Origin of the sequence: Type-D symbiont of Plautia stali, from assembly GCF_001485335.1 — a bacterium.
GTDB classification, from domain to species: domain Bacteria; phylum Pseudomonadota; class Gammaproteobacteria; order Enterobacterales; family Enterobacteriaceae; genus Pantoea; species Pantoea vagans_C.
In genome coordinates, this window is record NZ_BBOC01000022.1 from 50,890 (window position 1) to 65,493 (window position 14,604).

General features: G+C 53.3%; 12 protein-coding genes and 1 pseudogene. 7 read left to right on the forward strand and 6 right to left on the reverse strand.

The genetic code is table 11. The features are described from left to right. Nucleotides 1-68: 68 nt before the first annotated feature. Nucleotides 69-191 (forward strand): Hok/Gef family protein, encoded by a 123-nt coding sequence (locus PSSD_RS27425; RefSeq protein ID WP_439654591.1) that lies wholly within the window; start codon nt 69-71, stop codon nt 189-191. 143 nt (nt 192-334) lie between these two features. On the opposite strand, the gene lpdA is transcribed toward PSSD_RS27425, so the two are convergent. From lpdA to pdhR, 4 genes and pseudogenes are all read right to left on the reverse strand, one after another. Then, nucleotides 335-1,759: a dihydrolipoyl dehydrogenase gene (gene lpdA / locus PSSD_RS09355; protein WP_058970952.1), complete on the reverse strand. Its 1,425-nt coding sequence runs from the start codon at nt 1,757-1,759 to the stop codon at nt 335-337. A 174-nt stretch (nt 1,760-1,933) separates the two neighbouring features. Beyond that, nucleotides 1,934-3,819: pseudogene (aceF, locus tag PSSD_RS09360) on the reverse strand (pyruvate dehydrogenase complex dihydrolipoyllysine-residue acetyltransferase). A gap of 14 nt (nt 3,820-3,833) precedes the next feature. Then, nucleotides 3,834-6,500, reverse strand: coding sequence for a pyruvate dehydrogenase (acetyl-transferring), homodimeric type (aceE, locus tag PSSD_RS09365; RefSeq protein WP_039331323.1), 2,667 nt, complete (start codon nt 6,498-6,500; stop codon nt 3,834-3,836). A gap of 128 nt (nt 6,501-6,628) precedes the next feature. Next, nucleotides 6,629-7,393 carry a pyruvate dehydrogenase complex transcriptional repressor PdhR gene (pdhR, locus tag PSSD_RS09370; RefSeq protein ID WP_034829622.1) on the reverse strand — a complete coding sequence of 255 codons (765 nt, stop codon included), beginning with the start codon at nt 7,391-7,393 and terminating at the stop codon, nt 6,629-6,631. A 263-nt stretch (nt 7,394-7,656) separates the two neighbouring features. On the opposite strand from pdhR, the gene PSSD_RS27430 reads away from it, so the two are divergent. The 4 genes from PSSD_RS27430 to PSSD_RS09385 all read left to right on the forward strand — a co-directional run bounded on the left by PSSD_RS27430 (nt 7,657) and on the right by PSSD_RS09385 (nt 11,782). After that, complete coding sequence (locus PSSD_RS27430) at nt 7,657-7,947, forward strand: hypothetical protein (protein WP_153011422.1); 291 nt, start codon at nt 7,657-7,659, stop codon at nt 7,945-7,947. Continuing rightward, nucleotides 7,908-9,263 carry an aromatic amino acid transporter AroP gene (gene aroP, locus PSSD_RS09375; protein ID WP_039331328.1) on the forward strand — a complete coding sequence of 452 codons (1,356 nt, stop codon included), beginning with the start codon at nt 7,908-7,910 and terminating at the stop codon, nt 9,261-9,263. Before PSSD_RS27430 ends, aroP begins: the two co-directional genes overlap by 40 nt. A 162-nt stretch (nt 9,264-9,425) precedes the next feature. Next, nucleotides 9,426-10,832, forward strand: coding sequence for a glycoside-pentoside-hexuronide (GPH):cation symporter (locus tag PSSD_RS09380; protein ID WP_058970925.1), 1,407 nt, complete (start codon nt 9,426-9,428; stop codon nt 10,830-10,832). Further along, complete coding sequence (locus tag PSSD_RS09385) at nt 10,829-11,782, forward strand: glycoside hydrolase family 43 protein (RefSeq protein WP_058970929.1); 954 nt, start codon at nt 10,829-10,831, stop codon at nt 11,780-11,782. The genes PSSD_RS09380 and PSSD_RS09385 overlap by 4 nt, the downstream gene beginning before the upstream one ends. Here the strand turns inward: PSSD_RS09385 and ampE are convergent. Both ampE and ampD read right to left on the reverse strand, forming a co-directional pair. After that, nucleotides 11,764-12,618 (reverse strand): beta-lactamase regulator AmpE, encoded by an 855-nt coding sequence (ampE, locus tag PSSD_RS09390; protein WP_058970933.1) that lies wholly within the window; start codon nt 12,616-12,618, stop codon nt 11,764-11,766. The genes PSSD_RS09385 and ampE overlap by 19 nt on opposite strands. A gap of 16 nt (nt 12,619-12,634) precedes the next feature. Further along, entirely contained in the window at nt 12,635-13,186 is a 552-nt protein-coding gene (gene ampD / locus PSSD_RS09395; protein WP_058970938.1) for a 1,6-anhydro-N-acetylmuramyl-L-alanine amidase AmpD, read from the reverse strand. Nucleotides 13,187-13,368: 182 nt separating this feature from the next. On the opposite strand from ampD, the gene nadC reads away from it, so the two are divergent. Continuing rightward, nucleotides 13,369-14,268, forward strand: a complete 900-nt coding sequence (nadC, locus tag PSSD_RS09400) for a carboxylating nicotinate-nucleotide diphosphorylase (RefSeq protein ID WP_058970940.1) — start codon at nt 13,369-13,371, stop codon at nt 14,266-14,268. A 176-nt stretch (nt 14,269-14,444) separates the two neighbouring features. After that, nucleotides 14,445-14,604: prepilin-type N-terminal cleavage/methylation domain-containing protein (locus PSSD_RS09405; protein ID WP_153011423.1), on the forward strand; the 160-nt coding region annotated here is incomplete at its 3' end.

The following is a 14,604-nucleotide window of genomic DNA, read 5'->3' on the forward strand; positions in this document are numbered from 1 at the left end:
TCAGGGTAGTCGCTCGCTTGTGCTAATGCAAGAGGTAAGTGACTATGAAGTCGAAATTCAGCACGCTGATGATCAGCGGGCTTATGTTATTAGGTTTATGTCTGATAACCCGTAGTTCGTTGTGTGAGTTACGGGTTAAGATCTTCACTGCTGAATTATCTGCTGTAATGGCTTGCGAAGTTAAACAGTAACACTTCATTAGCAGGGGTTCGCCCCTGCTATTCCGGCATGACAACGTGTTAGCTCACGCGCCTTTTTTACCAGTTTATTTAAAATGTTTTAATAATAAAAAACGGCTCCATTAAGGAGCCGTTTTTCTATTTATCGCGAAAACTTATTTCTTTTTCGCTTTCGGGTTTGGCAGGTCAGTAATGCTACCTTCAAACACTTCAGCCGCCAGGCCAACAGACTCATGCAGCGTTGGGTGGGCATGAATGGTCAGTGCGATGTCTTCTGCATCACAGCCCATTTCGATCGCCAGACCGATCTCACCCAACAGCTCGCCGCCGTTGGTGCCGACAATTGCACCACCGATCACACGGTGAGTCTCTTTGTCGAAGATCAGTTTGGTCATGCCATCTGCACAGTCAGAAGCAATCGCACGGCCAGAGGCTGCCCACGGGAAGGTGGACACTTCGTAGCTGATGCCTTTCTCTTTGGCTTCTTTCTCGGTCAAACCTACCCATGCAACTTCTGGCTCGGTGTACGCGATAGAAGGAATCACTTTCGGGTCGAAGTAGTGCTTCAGACCAGAGATAACTTCTGCCGCCACGTGGCCTTCGTGCACACCTTTGTGCGCCAGCATTGGCTGACCTACGATATCGCCGATTGCAAAGATGTGGGGCACGTTAGTGCGCAACTGCTTGTCGACACGGATGAAACCGCGATCGTCCACTTCAACGCCCGCTTTACCCGCATCCAGGCCTTTACCGTTTGGTACACGACCAATGGCCACCAGCACGGCGTCGTAACGCTGCGCTTCTGCAGGGGCTTTTTTACCTTCCATTGATACGTAGATACCATCATCTTTCGCTTCAACAGCGGTGACTTTGGTTTCCAGCATCAGGTTGAATTTCTTGCTGATACGCTTAGTGAACACCTTCACTACGTCTTTATCAGCAGCAGGGATAACCTGGTCGAACATCTCAACCACGTCGATCTCTGAACCCAGCGCATGGTAAACGGTGCCCATCTCCAGGCCGATAATCCCACCACCCATCACCAGCAGACGCTTAGGTACTTCTTTCAGTTCCAGCGCGTCAGTTGAATCCCATACACGTGGATCGTTATGTGGGATGAATGGCAGTTCGATTGGACGTGAACCTGCGGCAATAATTGCGTTGTCGAAGTTGATGGTGGTTGCGCCACCCTCACCTTCCACCACCAGCGTATTAGCACCGGTGAATTTACCCAGACCGGTAACCACTTTCACTTTACGGCCTTTGGCCATACCGGCCAGACCGCCAGTCAGTTGGGTGATAACCTTCTCTTTCCAGGAACGAATTTTGTTAATGTCAGTTTGCGGCTGGCCAAACACGATACCGTGCTCTTCCAGCGCTTTCGCTTCTTCAATCACTTTCGCAACGTGCAGCAGCGCTTTTGACGGGATACAGCCGACGTTCAGACAAACACCACCGAGGGTGCTGTAACGCTCAACGATTACGGTTTCCAGACCTAAATCAGCGCAACGGAAGGCTGCAGAGTAACCTGCAGGACCTGCCCCAAGTACCACGACTTGAGTTTTAATCTCTGTACTCATCATGACCTCTTATTAGATTGCCGGCGGTCAAAAGCGAGCCCGTCCCAGGCTCCGCATGCCCTTTATCCACCGGGACATTTCACCGCAAGAGTTTACAGAATTGTTAATAAACTGCCAACCGCGGCAACTCTGAATGCTTACAACAAGGCCGGCATTTGCCGGCCTTGGTTAACTTCACATCACCAGACGGCGAATGTCGGACAGTGTGTTATTGATGATGGTGATAAAGCGCGCACCATCTGCACCGTCGATCACGCGGTGGTCGAAGGAGAGTGAGATTGGCATCATCAGACGCGGTTCAAACTCTTTACCGTTCCACACCGGCTCCATCGCTGACTTGGAAACACCGAGGATAGCCACTTCCGGCGCGTTAACAATTGGCGCAAAGTGCGTGGTACCCAAGCCACCCAGGCTGGAGATGGTGAAGCAACCGCCCTGCATATCGCTGGCGGTCAGCTTGCCATCACGCGCTTTCTTAGAAATCGCCATCAGTTCACGCGACAGTTCAGTGATGCCTTTCTTATTCACATCTTTGAACACTGGAACCACCAGACCGTTTGGCGTATCCACCGCCACACCGATGTTGATGTATTTCTTCAGCGTCAGTTTCTGTGCATCTTCAGACAGAGAACTGTTGAAACGTGGCATCTGCTCTAGCGCGGCAGCAACGGCTTTCATGATGAACACCACCGGGGTGAACTTCACATCCAGCTTACGTTTTTCCGCTTCAGCGTTCTGCTGCTTACGGAATGCTTCCAGATCGGTGATATCGGTCTTATCGAAGTGCGTAACGTGCGGGATAACCACCCAGTTACGGCTCAGGTTAGCACCTGAGATTTTCTGGATACGGCCCAGTTCCACTTCTTCAACTTCACCGAACTTGCTGAAATCGACTTTCGGCCAAGGCAGCAAGCCTGGCAGGCTTCCGCCACTTGCCGCTGCAGCCGGGGCTGCTTCAGCACGTTTCACCGCATCTTTCACGTAAGACTGCACGTCTTCTTTCAGAATGCGACCTTTACGGCCAGTGCCTTTGACTTTCGCCAGGTTAACACCGAACTCGCGTGCCAGACGACGAATCACTGGCGTGGCGTGCACGTAAGCATCGTTCTCAGCAAACTCGCCTTTAGCGTCAGCTTTAGGCGCTGGAGCCGCAGCAGGTTTCGCCGCTGCCGGTGCTGGAGCCGCTTCCTGTTTCGCCGCAGGTGCCGCAGCAGCAGGCGCAGCGCCTTCTACTTCAAATACCATGATCAGTGAACCGGTGCTGACTTTGTCGCCCGTGGACACTTTCAACTCTTTCACGGTACCGGCGAATGGCGCAGGCACTTCCATCGATGCTTTGTCGCCTTCAACCACGATCAGTGACTGTTCAGCGGTGACTTTGTCGCCTACTTTTACCAGCACTTCAGTGACTTCAACTTCATCGCCGCCGATGTCAGGCACATTCACGTCTTTCGCACCACCCGCAGCTGCAGGGGCTGCAGCTGGAGCCGCTTCCTGCTTCGCTGCTGGAGCGGCAGCCGGAGCGGCACCTTCCGCTTCGAAGATCATGATCAGCGAACCGGTATTCACTTTATCGCCAGTGGTGATTTGATCTCTTTCACCACGCCCGCGAACGGTGCAGGCACTTCCATTGAAGCCTTGTCGCCTTCAACGGTGATCAGTGATTGTTCCGCTTCAACTTTGTCGCCAACTTTCACCAGGATCTCAGTGACTTCAACTTCATCACCGCCGATGTCAGGCACGTTGACTTCTTTGCTGACCGCAGCAGCAGCCGGGGCTGGCGCCGCTTCGGCTTTTTTCTCTTCTGCTGCCGGTGCAGCCGCCGCGTCTTCTGCGTCGAAGATCATGATCAGTGAACCGGTATTCACTTTGTCACCGGTGGCGATCTTGATCTCTTTCACTACGCCAGCCTTCGGCGAAGGGACTTCCATTGAGGCTTTATCGCCTTCCACGGTGATGAGCGACTGTTCAGCTTCAACTTTGTCGCCTACCTTCACCAGGATTTCGGTGACTTCAACTTCGTCTGACCCGATATCTGGTACGTTAATTTCGATAGCCATTACTCTCTTACCTCTTAAGCCAGACGCGGGTTAACTTTATCGGCATCGATATTGAACTTAGTGATCGCATCCGCCACCACTTTCTTATCGATTTCGCCGCGTTTAGCCAGTTCACCCAGTGCAGCAACCACCACGTATGATGCATCCACTTCGAAGTGGTGACGCAGGTTTTCACGGCTGTCAGAACGACCGAAGCCATCCGTACCCAGTACGCGATAGTCGCTGGCTGGAACGTAGCTGCGAACCTGTTCTGCGAACAGCTTCATGTAGTCGGTTGAGGCCACTGCAGGCGCTTCGTTCATCACCTGAGCGATGTAAGGAACGCGCGGTGCTTCAGTCGGATGCAGCATGTTCCAGCGTTCACAATCCTGGCCATCACGTGCCAGTTCAGTGAAAGAGGTGACGCTATACACATCAGAACCGATGCCGTAGTCGTTAGCCAGAATCTGTGCCGCTTCACGCACGTGACGCAGGATAGAACCTGAACCCAGCAGCTGCACTTTACCTTTGCTACCTGCTACCGTTTCCAGCTTGTAGATACCCTTACGGATACCCTCTTCCGCACCCTGCGGCATCGCAGGCATGTGGTAGTTTTCGTTCAGCGTGGTGATGTAGTAGTAGATGTTTTCCTGCGCTTCGCCATACATACGCACCAGGCCATCCTGCATGATGACAGCCACTTCGTACGCGTAAGACGGATCGTAAGAGATACAGTTCGGGATAGTCAGCGACTGAATGTGGCTGTGGCCATCTTCATGCTGCAGACCTTCGCCGTTCAGAGTCGTACGACCAGAGGTACCGCCAACCAGGAAGCCGCGTGCCTGTTGGTCGCCCGCCAGCCACATCAGATCGCCGATACGCTGGAAGCCGAACATCGAGTAATAGATGTAGAACGGAATCATCGGCAGGTTGTTGGTGCTGTAAGAGGTCGCCGCCGCCAGCCAGGATGAACCTGCGCCCAGCTCGTTGATCCCTTCCTGCAGAATCTGGCCTTTCTCGTCTTCTTTATAGTAAGCAACCTGCTCACGGTCCTGCGGGGTGTACTGCTGGCCGTTCGGGCTGTAGATACCAATCTGACGGAAGAGACCTTCCATACCGAAGGTACGCGCTTCATCCGCAAGGATTGGCACCAGACGATCTTTGATCGACTTGTTCTTCAGCATCACGTTCAACGCACGCACGAAGGCGATGGTGGTCGAGATCTCTTTGTTCTGCTCTTCCAGCAGCGGCTTGAACTCTTCCAGCGTCGGCATCTCCAGCTTCTCGCTGAATTCCGCCTGACGCGTTGGCAGATAGCCACCCAGCTTCTCGCGCTGACCGTGCAGATAGTTGTACTCGTCGGAGCCTTTCTCGAAGGTGACGTACGGCAGGGATTCGATCTTATCGTCAGCCACTGGCACATTGAAGCGATCACGGATGTAGCGAACGCCATCCATGTTCATCTTCTTCACCTGGTGCGCGATGTTTTTACCTTCCGCGGTGTCACCCATACCATAACCTTTGATGGTATGTGCCAGGATCAGGGTCGGCTGACCTTTGGTGTCCTGCGCTTTTTTCAGTGCTGCGTAGATTTTCTTCGGATCGTGACCGCCACGGTTCAGGGCGAAGATCTCTTCGTCTGACCAGTCTTTTACCAGCGCAGCCGTTTCCGGATATTTACCGAAGAAGTGTTCACGCACGTATGCGCCATCACGGGATTTGAAGGTCTGGTAGTCGCCATCAACGGTTTCGTTCATCAGCTGGATCAGCTTGCCGCTGGTGTCCTGCTTCAGCAGTTCATCCCAACGCGCGCCCCAGATCACTTTGATCACGTTCCAGCCTGCACCCGCGAAGATGCCTTCCAGCTCGTTGATGATCTTACCGTTACCGGTGACCGGACCATCCAGACGCTGCAGGTTACAGTTGATGATGAACACCAGGTTGTCCAGCTTCTCACGGGTGGCGATGGTGATCGCACCTTTAGATTCTGGCTCATCCATTTCACCGTCACCCAGGAAGGCATAAACGGTCTGGTTTGAGGTGTCTTTCAGGCCACGGTGTTCCAGATACTTCAGGAACTTCGCCTGATAGATCGCATTCAACGGACCCAGACCCATTGATACGGTCGGGAACTGCCAGAAATCTGGCATCAGTTTCGGGTGCGGGTAAGAAGACAGACCTTTACCGTGAACTTCCTGACGGAAGTTGTTCATCTGCTCTTCGGTCAGACGGCCTTCAAGGAAAGCACGTGAGTAGATGCCCGGAGAAATGTGACCCTGGAAGTAAACCAGATCGCCGCCGTCTTTATCACTGCGCGCACGGAAGAAGTGGTTAAAACACACTTCATAAATGGTGGCAGAAGACTGGAAAGATGAGAGGTGACCGCCCAGCTCCAGATCTTTCTTCGACGCACGCAGCACCGACATGATGGCGTTCCAGCGAATTGCGGAACGGATACGACGTTCAAGAGAGGTGTTGCCCGGATAGTCCGGTTCATCTTCAACAGCAATAGAGTTGATGTAGTTGCTGATAGCAGAAGCACCGCCAGCGACTTTAACACCACCTTTGCGTGCTGTGTTCAGTACCTGATCAAGCAGATACTGCGCGCGCTCAACACCTTCTTCACGGATGACCGATTCGATCGCCTGTAGCCAGTCACGAGTTTCGATCGGATCCACGTCATTCTGTAAACGTTCTGACATGGGGTGTGTTCCTTATCTGTGTCTAATACGTTGAATTATCAGGAGCCTGTCTGCTTGTGCTTTGCTTCTTATTCACAGCACAAGAAGACAGGTCCGTCGTTTGTTTTCCGCACGTTCGTTGCCGTGCGTTATTCCTTACGTTGCTGTAAACGACGCAGGGAGCGTTCACGACGACTCTGCTCCCGACTTCTGTCCAGCAAGATTTCCTCAATGAACGCCAGGTGACGATGAGATGCCTCGCGTGCTTGTTCTGGCTCACGAGCCACAATCGCCTCAAAAATACTGGCGCGGTGACCACTCACTTTCGCCAGCATTTCCCGGCGAGCGTAGAGCAATTCAAAATTCTGGCGAACGTTTTGTTCCAGCATAGGGCCCATAGAGCGCAGCAAATGTAACAGCACCACATTATGAGCGGCTTCTGTGACAGCGATCTGATACTTCATCACTGCATCGGCCTCGGCATCCAGATCGCCACTGTCCTGTGCCTGCTGGATATGAACATGGCAGTCACGGATGCGCTGCAAATCTTCATCTGTGCCACGCAGCGCGGCGTAATACGCAGCCACGCCTTCCAGTGCGTGACGGGTTTCCAACAGGTCAAACTGAGATTCTGGATGCTCAGCAAGCAGACTGACCAGCGGGTCACTCATGCTCTGCCAGAGATTCGTTTGCACGAAGGTACCACCGCCCTGACGGCGCAGCAGCAGGCCTTTGGCTTCAAGGCTCTGGATCGCTTCGCGCAGGGATGGACGTGAGACATCGAACTGTTTCGCCAGTTCGCGTTCGGGGAGCAGCTTTTCACCCGGCTGAAGTGTCCCCTCCATAATGAGGGACTCCAGCTGTTGCTCAATCGCATCGGAGAGCTTGGGTTGGCGAATTTTACTGTAAGCCATCTTCCCTTCTTATCAGCCAAACGTCCGGAGTAAATTGGTAATACCAATTGAAAAATAGTGCCCGTAAAGTAACAAAGTATTCACCTTGTGTCTATATGGCCCCCATCACACTTCAAGGGTATATCGCTGTTGCCGCACGCTAACTCACCGTGTTAAAGGCATAAATTTGCCTGCAAAGTGAATTGTTAACAGATTTCACTTTTACTAAACCTTACACAGGGTTAGCCGATTCAGCGTCGCTAAACCATAAGGCAAAGCTATTCGTGTTTATTGTTTATTCATGTCAGAAATATCTTGGCTGCTCCACAGAGGATACTGCTGCTTTTTCAGCCATCTCTCAGCACAAAAAGCAAAAGCAGGTGCAAAGCGGCGCGCTTATCACTATTCTGGACGCCATGGTAGCCGGGACATGCACACAGCACGCCAGATACCGTAAAGAAAAGAATACATTAGGTAAAAACAGCCTTACAGTGCGCGCACTGCAGGTGCACAATAACAACATCACGAGGTTTGTATGGAACAACAGCATGGCGAGTCGCTGCATCGCGGCCTGAAAAATCGCCATATTCAGCTTATTGCGCTGGGCGGTGCCGTGGGTACCGGTCTGTTTCTGGGCAGCGCATCAGTGATTAAATCGGCCGGCCCGGCCGTGATTCTGGGTTATGCCATTGCCGGTTTTATTGCCTTTCTGATTATGCGCCAGCTGGGCGAAATGGTCGTAGAAGAGCCGGTTGCCGGTAGCTTCAGCCACTTCGCTTATAAGTACTGGGGCAACTTCGCCGGTTTCGCCTCTGGCTGGAACTACTGGGTGCTGTATGTGCTGGTTGCCATGGCCGAGTTAAGCGCCGTCGGTAAATACATTCAGTTCTGGTATCCCGAATTTCCCACCTGGGCCAGTGCCGCCATCTTCTTCGTGGTGATTAACGCCATTAACCTGACCAACGTTAAAGTGTTTGGTGAGATGGAGTTCTGGTTCGCCATTATTAAAGTTGTGGCAGTTGTCGGCATGATCCTGTTCGGTGCCTGGTTACTGTTTGGCGGTCACGCCGGTCCACAAGCCACCGTTCGCAACCTGTGGGAACAGGGCGGCTTTATGCCAAATGGCTGGTCTGGACTGGTGATGATGATGGCCATCATCATGTTCTCCTTCGGTGGTCTTGAACTGGTCGGTATCACGGCGGCAGAAGCGGATAATCCTCAGGAGAGCATTCCTAAAGCCACCAACCAAGTGCTGTGGCGTATTCTGATCTTCTACATCGGTTCACTGGCTGTTTTGCTTTCACTGCTGCCATGGACGCGTGTAACGGCAGACACCAGCCCGTTCGTGCTGATCTTCCATGAACTGGGTGATGCGCTGGTCGCCAACGCGCTGAACGTGGTGATTCTGACGGCTGCGCTGTCGGTCTATAACAGCTGCGTATACTGCAACAGCCGAATGTTGTTCGGCTTAGCACAGCAGGGTAACGCCCCGAAAGCGCTGTTAAACGTTGACCGTCGCGGCGTACCGGTAGCCACTATTATGGTCTCCGCGGTGGCAACCGCTTTGTGTGTACTGATCAACTACCTGATGCCAGGTGAAGCCTTTGGCCTGTTGATGTCGCTGGTGGTGTCTGCGCTGGTGATCAACTGGGCAATGATCAGCCTCGCTCATATGAAATTCCGTAAGAAGAAAGACCAACAAGGTGTGACCACGCGCTTTAAAGCGGTGCTCTATCCGCTGGGGAACTGGATCTGCTTGCTGTTTTTGGCGGCAGTACTGGTCATCATGGTCATGACCCCAGGTATGGCGATCTCTGTCTGGCTGATTCCGGTCTGGCTGGTGATCCTGGCTGTGGGTTACGCCATCAAGAATAAAGTACAAAAAGCCTAATGTTTGTCTCTGCCCGGTGTCCCGTCACCGGGCAGTTCTTCTGATCTGCCTCACACTTTTCTCCGCCCACCTGTTTTGTCCATCTACGTAACCAAATCCTCCCCAGCATGTTACTGATTTAACGCTAATAATTTCGTCTCACCTTGCAGATGGAGACGAACAATGAAAGGAGCCGCCCTCTCGTTCAGGGAGAAACTGGGATATGGCATGGGCGATGCCGGATGCAACATGATCGGCGGTGCCATCATGCTGTTCCTTAACTATTTCTACACCGACGTGTTTGGCCTCGCCCCGGCGCTGGTCGGCACCCTTCTGCTTTCTGTGCGCGTGCTGGATGCGGTGACCGACCCCATCATGGGTGCGATAGCGGACCGCACACAAAGCCGCTGGGGCCGTTTCCGCCCGTGGCTGTTATGGGTGTCAGTACCCTATGTCCTGTTCAGCGTCCTGATGTTCACCACACCGGACTGGAGCTACGAAAATAAAGTCATCTGGGCATTTGTCACCTACTTCCTGATGTCGCTCACCTACACGGCAATCAACATCCCCTACTGCTCTCTGGGCGGGGTAATCACTAACGATCCGCGTGAACGCGTCTCTTGTCAGTCCTATCGGTTTGTCATGGTGGGTGTGGCCACACTGATCCTGTCACTCTCCATTTTGCCCATGGCCGAGTGGTTCGGAGGGGACAACAAAGCGCGCGGCTATCAAATGGCGATGAGCGTGCTGGCACTGATTGGCCTGGCCATGTTCCTGTTCTGTTTTGCCACCGTGCGCGAGCGTATTCGCCCGGCAGTGCCGAATAATGATGACCTGAAAAAAGATCTGCGCGACGTATGGAAGAACGACCAATGGGTACGCATTTTGCTGCTGACCTTCTGTAACGTTTGCCCCGGTTTTATCCGCATGGCGGCCACCATGTACTACGTCATTTGGGTGATGGGACAATCCACACACTTCGCTACGCTGTTTATCAGCCTGGGCGTGGTGGGCATGATGTTAGGCAGTACGCTGGCAAAAATCCTTACCGACCGCTGGTGCAAACTGAAGGTGTTTTTTTGGATCAATATCGCGCTGGCGCTGTTTTCCTGTGGCTTTTATTGGATTGATCCACTGGCAACCGTTGCGGTGGTCATCGCCTACTTCCTGCTGAATATCCTGCATCAGATCCCATCTCCGCTGCACTGGTCATTGATGGCGGACGTTGATGATTATGGCGAATGGAAAACCGGTAAACGCATCACGGGCATGAGTTTCTCTGGCAACCTCTTTTTCCTGAAAGTGGGGCTGGCGGTGGCAGGTGCGATGGTCGGTTTCTTGCTCTCCATTTATGGCTATGACGCTGGGGCGAAGCAGCAATCACCGACCGCCATTAACGGCATTGTACTGCTGTTCACTGTGATTCCCGGTGTCGGCTATCTCATCACCGCAGGAGTCGTGCGCTTGCTGAAAGTTGATCGTCAACTGATGCGCACCATTCAGGATGACCTTGCACTTCGGCGTGCAAGCCATCGTGAACCCTCTCAAGCCACACCGTCTGCCACCTCACTTCCAGGAGAGATCAAATGAACTGGCCAAATCCCTTTATTACCCAACGCGCCGATCCCTTTATTCTGCGTCATGGTCAAGGCTACTATTTTGTCGCCTCGGTGCCGCAGTATGACCGCCTGGAAATTCGCTATGCAGAGACGTTAGCGGACCTGATTGAGGCAGAAGCGGTAACGGTATGGCACAAACCCGATACCGGGCCTTTTAGTGCACTGATCTGGGCGCCTGAGCTCCATCATATTAATGGGCAGTGGGTGATCTATTTTGCCGCAGCTCCCACACGCGACATTAAAGACGGGTTGTTTCAACATCGTATGTACGCGCTGGTGTGTGATGACAGCGATCCGCTCTCGGGCCGCTGGCAGCCCGCGCGTCGCGTGTTTACTCCCCTCGACTCCTTCTCTCTTGATGCTACACATTTCGTGCATCAAGGCAAAAACTGGTATCTGTGGGCGCAAAAAGATCCCGCGATCCCCGGTAATTCCAACCTCTATCTGGCGGAATTACTCAACCCCTGGACCTTAAAAAGCGCCCCCGTGATGCTAAGCCGGCCAGAGTATCAGTGGGAGTGCGCAGGATTTAGCGTCAATGAAGGCCCAGCAGCTATCCGCCATGGCGATCGCTTGTTTGTGACCTACTCTGCCAGCGCGACCGATGAAAATTACTGTCTTGGCATGTTGAGTATTGATGCGCTGGCCGATCCGCTCGACAACAGCGCATGGCAGAAATCAGCGCGTCCAGTCTTCACCACCAGCTGGGAAAATCAGCAATATGGACCGGGGCATAATAGTTTTACAGTTGATGAGCAAGGAAGAGATGTGTTGGTGTATCACGCACGGAACTACACCGAAATTGAGGGCGATCCGTTATGGGATCCGAACCGCCATACGCGTTTGAAGTACCTGGAATGGCGCGAAGACGGCACACCGGATTTTGGCGTGCCGCCAGCCGATCACACCAGCGTGCCGTAAATCGTCAACAGTGCCACGACCACAACCAGTACCAGAGAAATACGCTTTGCCAACGCCACGGCGACACGTGGCGTTTCAACTTTGTCCATGTGCGGATCGCGTGCCAGTGAGAACTGCGCCAGGCTGGTCAGCACTTGATATTGCGAGCGATGGCGATCGCTCAACGAAGCGAACCACGCTGGCAATGCCCGTTCACCATGACCAAGTAACGCATAAGCCACGCCTGCCAGGCGTACCGGGATCCAGTCCAGCACATGCAGGACGCGATCGACGCCTGACTGCGCGCGCTCAAGTGGCGAGTGATGTTTCGCCAGCCAGGTCTGCCAGGCGCGCAGAAAAGCATATCCCACCAGCAGAACCGGGCCGTATGGCCCACCGACCACAAACCAAAACAGCGGAGCAAGGTAGAAACGGAAGTTAATCCAGATCAACGCATTCTGCAGTTCACGCAAGAATTCACGCTCACTGCACTCAACGGGCACGCCATGAATCAGCGTCAGTTCGGCAGCCATGGCCTGATGCGCCGCTTCATCGTCATGGCTCGCCGCTTTCAGGTAGCTGTGATAATGCAAACGCACCGAGCCCGCGCCGATGCACAGCAGCCCAACCACAATCCAGAAAGCCAGTTGCGCCACGCCAAACAGAATGCCTTTGAGGCTCCAGACCAACAGCCAGACAATCAGCATGGCAACGAGGGTCATCAATAACGTGCGCAACAGCGAGAAGCGCTGGCGTCCATGGAACAGCGGTTCCAACCGATGATCCAGTTGCCAGTGCTCACCCAATTTAAAAAGGCGCTCCCAACCTAAAACTAATAACAAGCTAAACAACGTCATACCTGCTCCTGCGGTTTCAAGGATTCTCCTGCCTGATAGCATCTTTATAGCGCATCCAGTCAAAAGCGGGACCGGGATCGGTTTTACGCTGCGGTGCGATATCACTGTGACCGGTAATACGATCCAGCGTCAGCGGATAATGCTGAAGCAGCAAGGCACTAACCTGCTGCAAAGTATCATATTGTGCATCGGTATAGGGCAGCGTATCAGTACCTTCAAGCTCTATACCCATCGAAAAATCATTACAGTTTTCTCGACCTTCAAACTGCGAAACGCCAGCATGCCAGGCGCGCTGGTCGAAAGAGACGTACTGCACCAGTTCACCATCACGGCGAATCAGGCAGTGTGCCGCCACGCGTAAATGGGCGATATCGGCAAAATAGGGGTGAGCATCCGGGGGTAAGGTCCCGGTAAACAATTGATCAATCCACGGACCGCCAAATTCGCCAGGTGGCAAACTGATATTATGGATGATTAACAGCGACGGAATTTCGCTTTCCGGACGCTGATTGAAGTGCGGTGAGGGCACTTTGCGCGCGCTGGTGATCCAGCCATCTTCCAGTTTCATGCCTACAATCCTTAGCCAAACTTTGCCGAGAATACCATGATTCCCCCTGCACGCTTGCGACATAATGCGCAGGCGCGCCCGTGTTAAGGATACTAAACATTTCATTCGGCGGTGTCTGGCATTAGTCAATAAATCAGGCTAAGGTGGACGCACAAAATTCCGACTAGTGGAGTGGCATCACCATGGCATCGCGTCGTTACGATCCCGATCATCGTCGTCAGGAACTGATTAAACGTATCGAACAGGACATCCCGGAAGCCGTAGCCCGCGCGCTTCAAGAAGATTTAGGTGGCGAAGTCGATGCCGATCGTGACATCACCGCCTTGCTCTTGCCTGAAGATAAGCTGGCTGAAGCGCAGATCATTACGCGCGAAGCCGGTGTTTTCTGTGGTAAACGTTGGGTCGAGGAAGTCTTTATCCAGCTGGGTAATAAAGTCACTCCCATCTGGCATGTCGAGGACGGTCAAAATGTGGTCGCTGACCAACTGCTGTTTGAATTACACGGCCCGGCGCGTTTGCTGTTAACCGCAGAGCGTACCGCACTGAATTTCGTGCAAACCCTGTCCGGCGTGGCGACAGAGGTCAGTCGTTATGTTGCGCTACTGGACGGTAGCGAAACCCATTTGCTGGATACGCGCAAAACCTTGCCAGGCCTGCGCACTGCATTGAAATATGCCGTGCTCTGCGGTGGTGGCAACAATCACCGCCTCGGCCTTTCTGATGCATTCCTGATCAAAGAAAATCACATTATTGCCAGCGGCTCTGTGCGCAAAGCGGTTGAGAAAGCGCTGTGGCTGGAGCCCGATGTGCCGGTGGAGGTGGAAGTAGAGAGCCTGCAGGAATTACAGGATGCGCTTGATGCCGGCGCCGATATTATCATGCTCGATAATTTCAGCTTTGAGATGATGCATGAAGCCGTGGCACTTACTGCGAAACGGGCTTTGCTTGAGGTTTCTGGCAATGTCACCGAAACCACCCTGCCGCAGATTGCCAAAACAGGCGTTGATTTCGTCTCTGTGGGCGCGCTGACCAAACATGTTCGCGCCCTTGACCTCTCCATGCGCTTCCGCGAACACGGATAACCTCGCGGCCGCCGCCGTACTCCAGTGCGGCGGTTTGTGCACTCTCCCCCATTTACCGCGAAACCTTGTGCAACAACCTCGATTTAACGCGTAACGTTTTCCACTTCGTCACAGTCCTGCTTTCGCTGCCCACCGTCGTTTCCTACCTTAGCCGCTCCACAACAAGGAGCCTGACGATGGAAAGACAACGGGGTTTTACCCTGATCGAATTAATGATTGTGATTGGCATTGTGGCCATTCTTAGCGCAATCGGCCTGCCCAGCTATCAAAACTACCTGCAACGCGCGGCACTCACCGACATGCTGCAAACCATGGTGCCCTATAAAACTGCGGTGG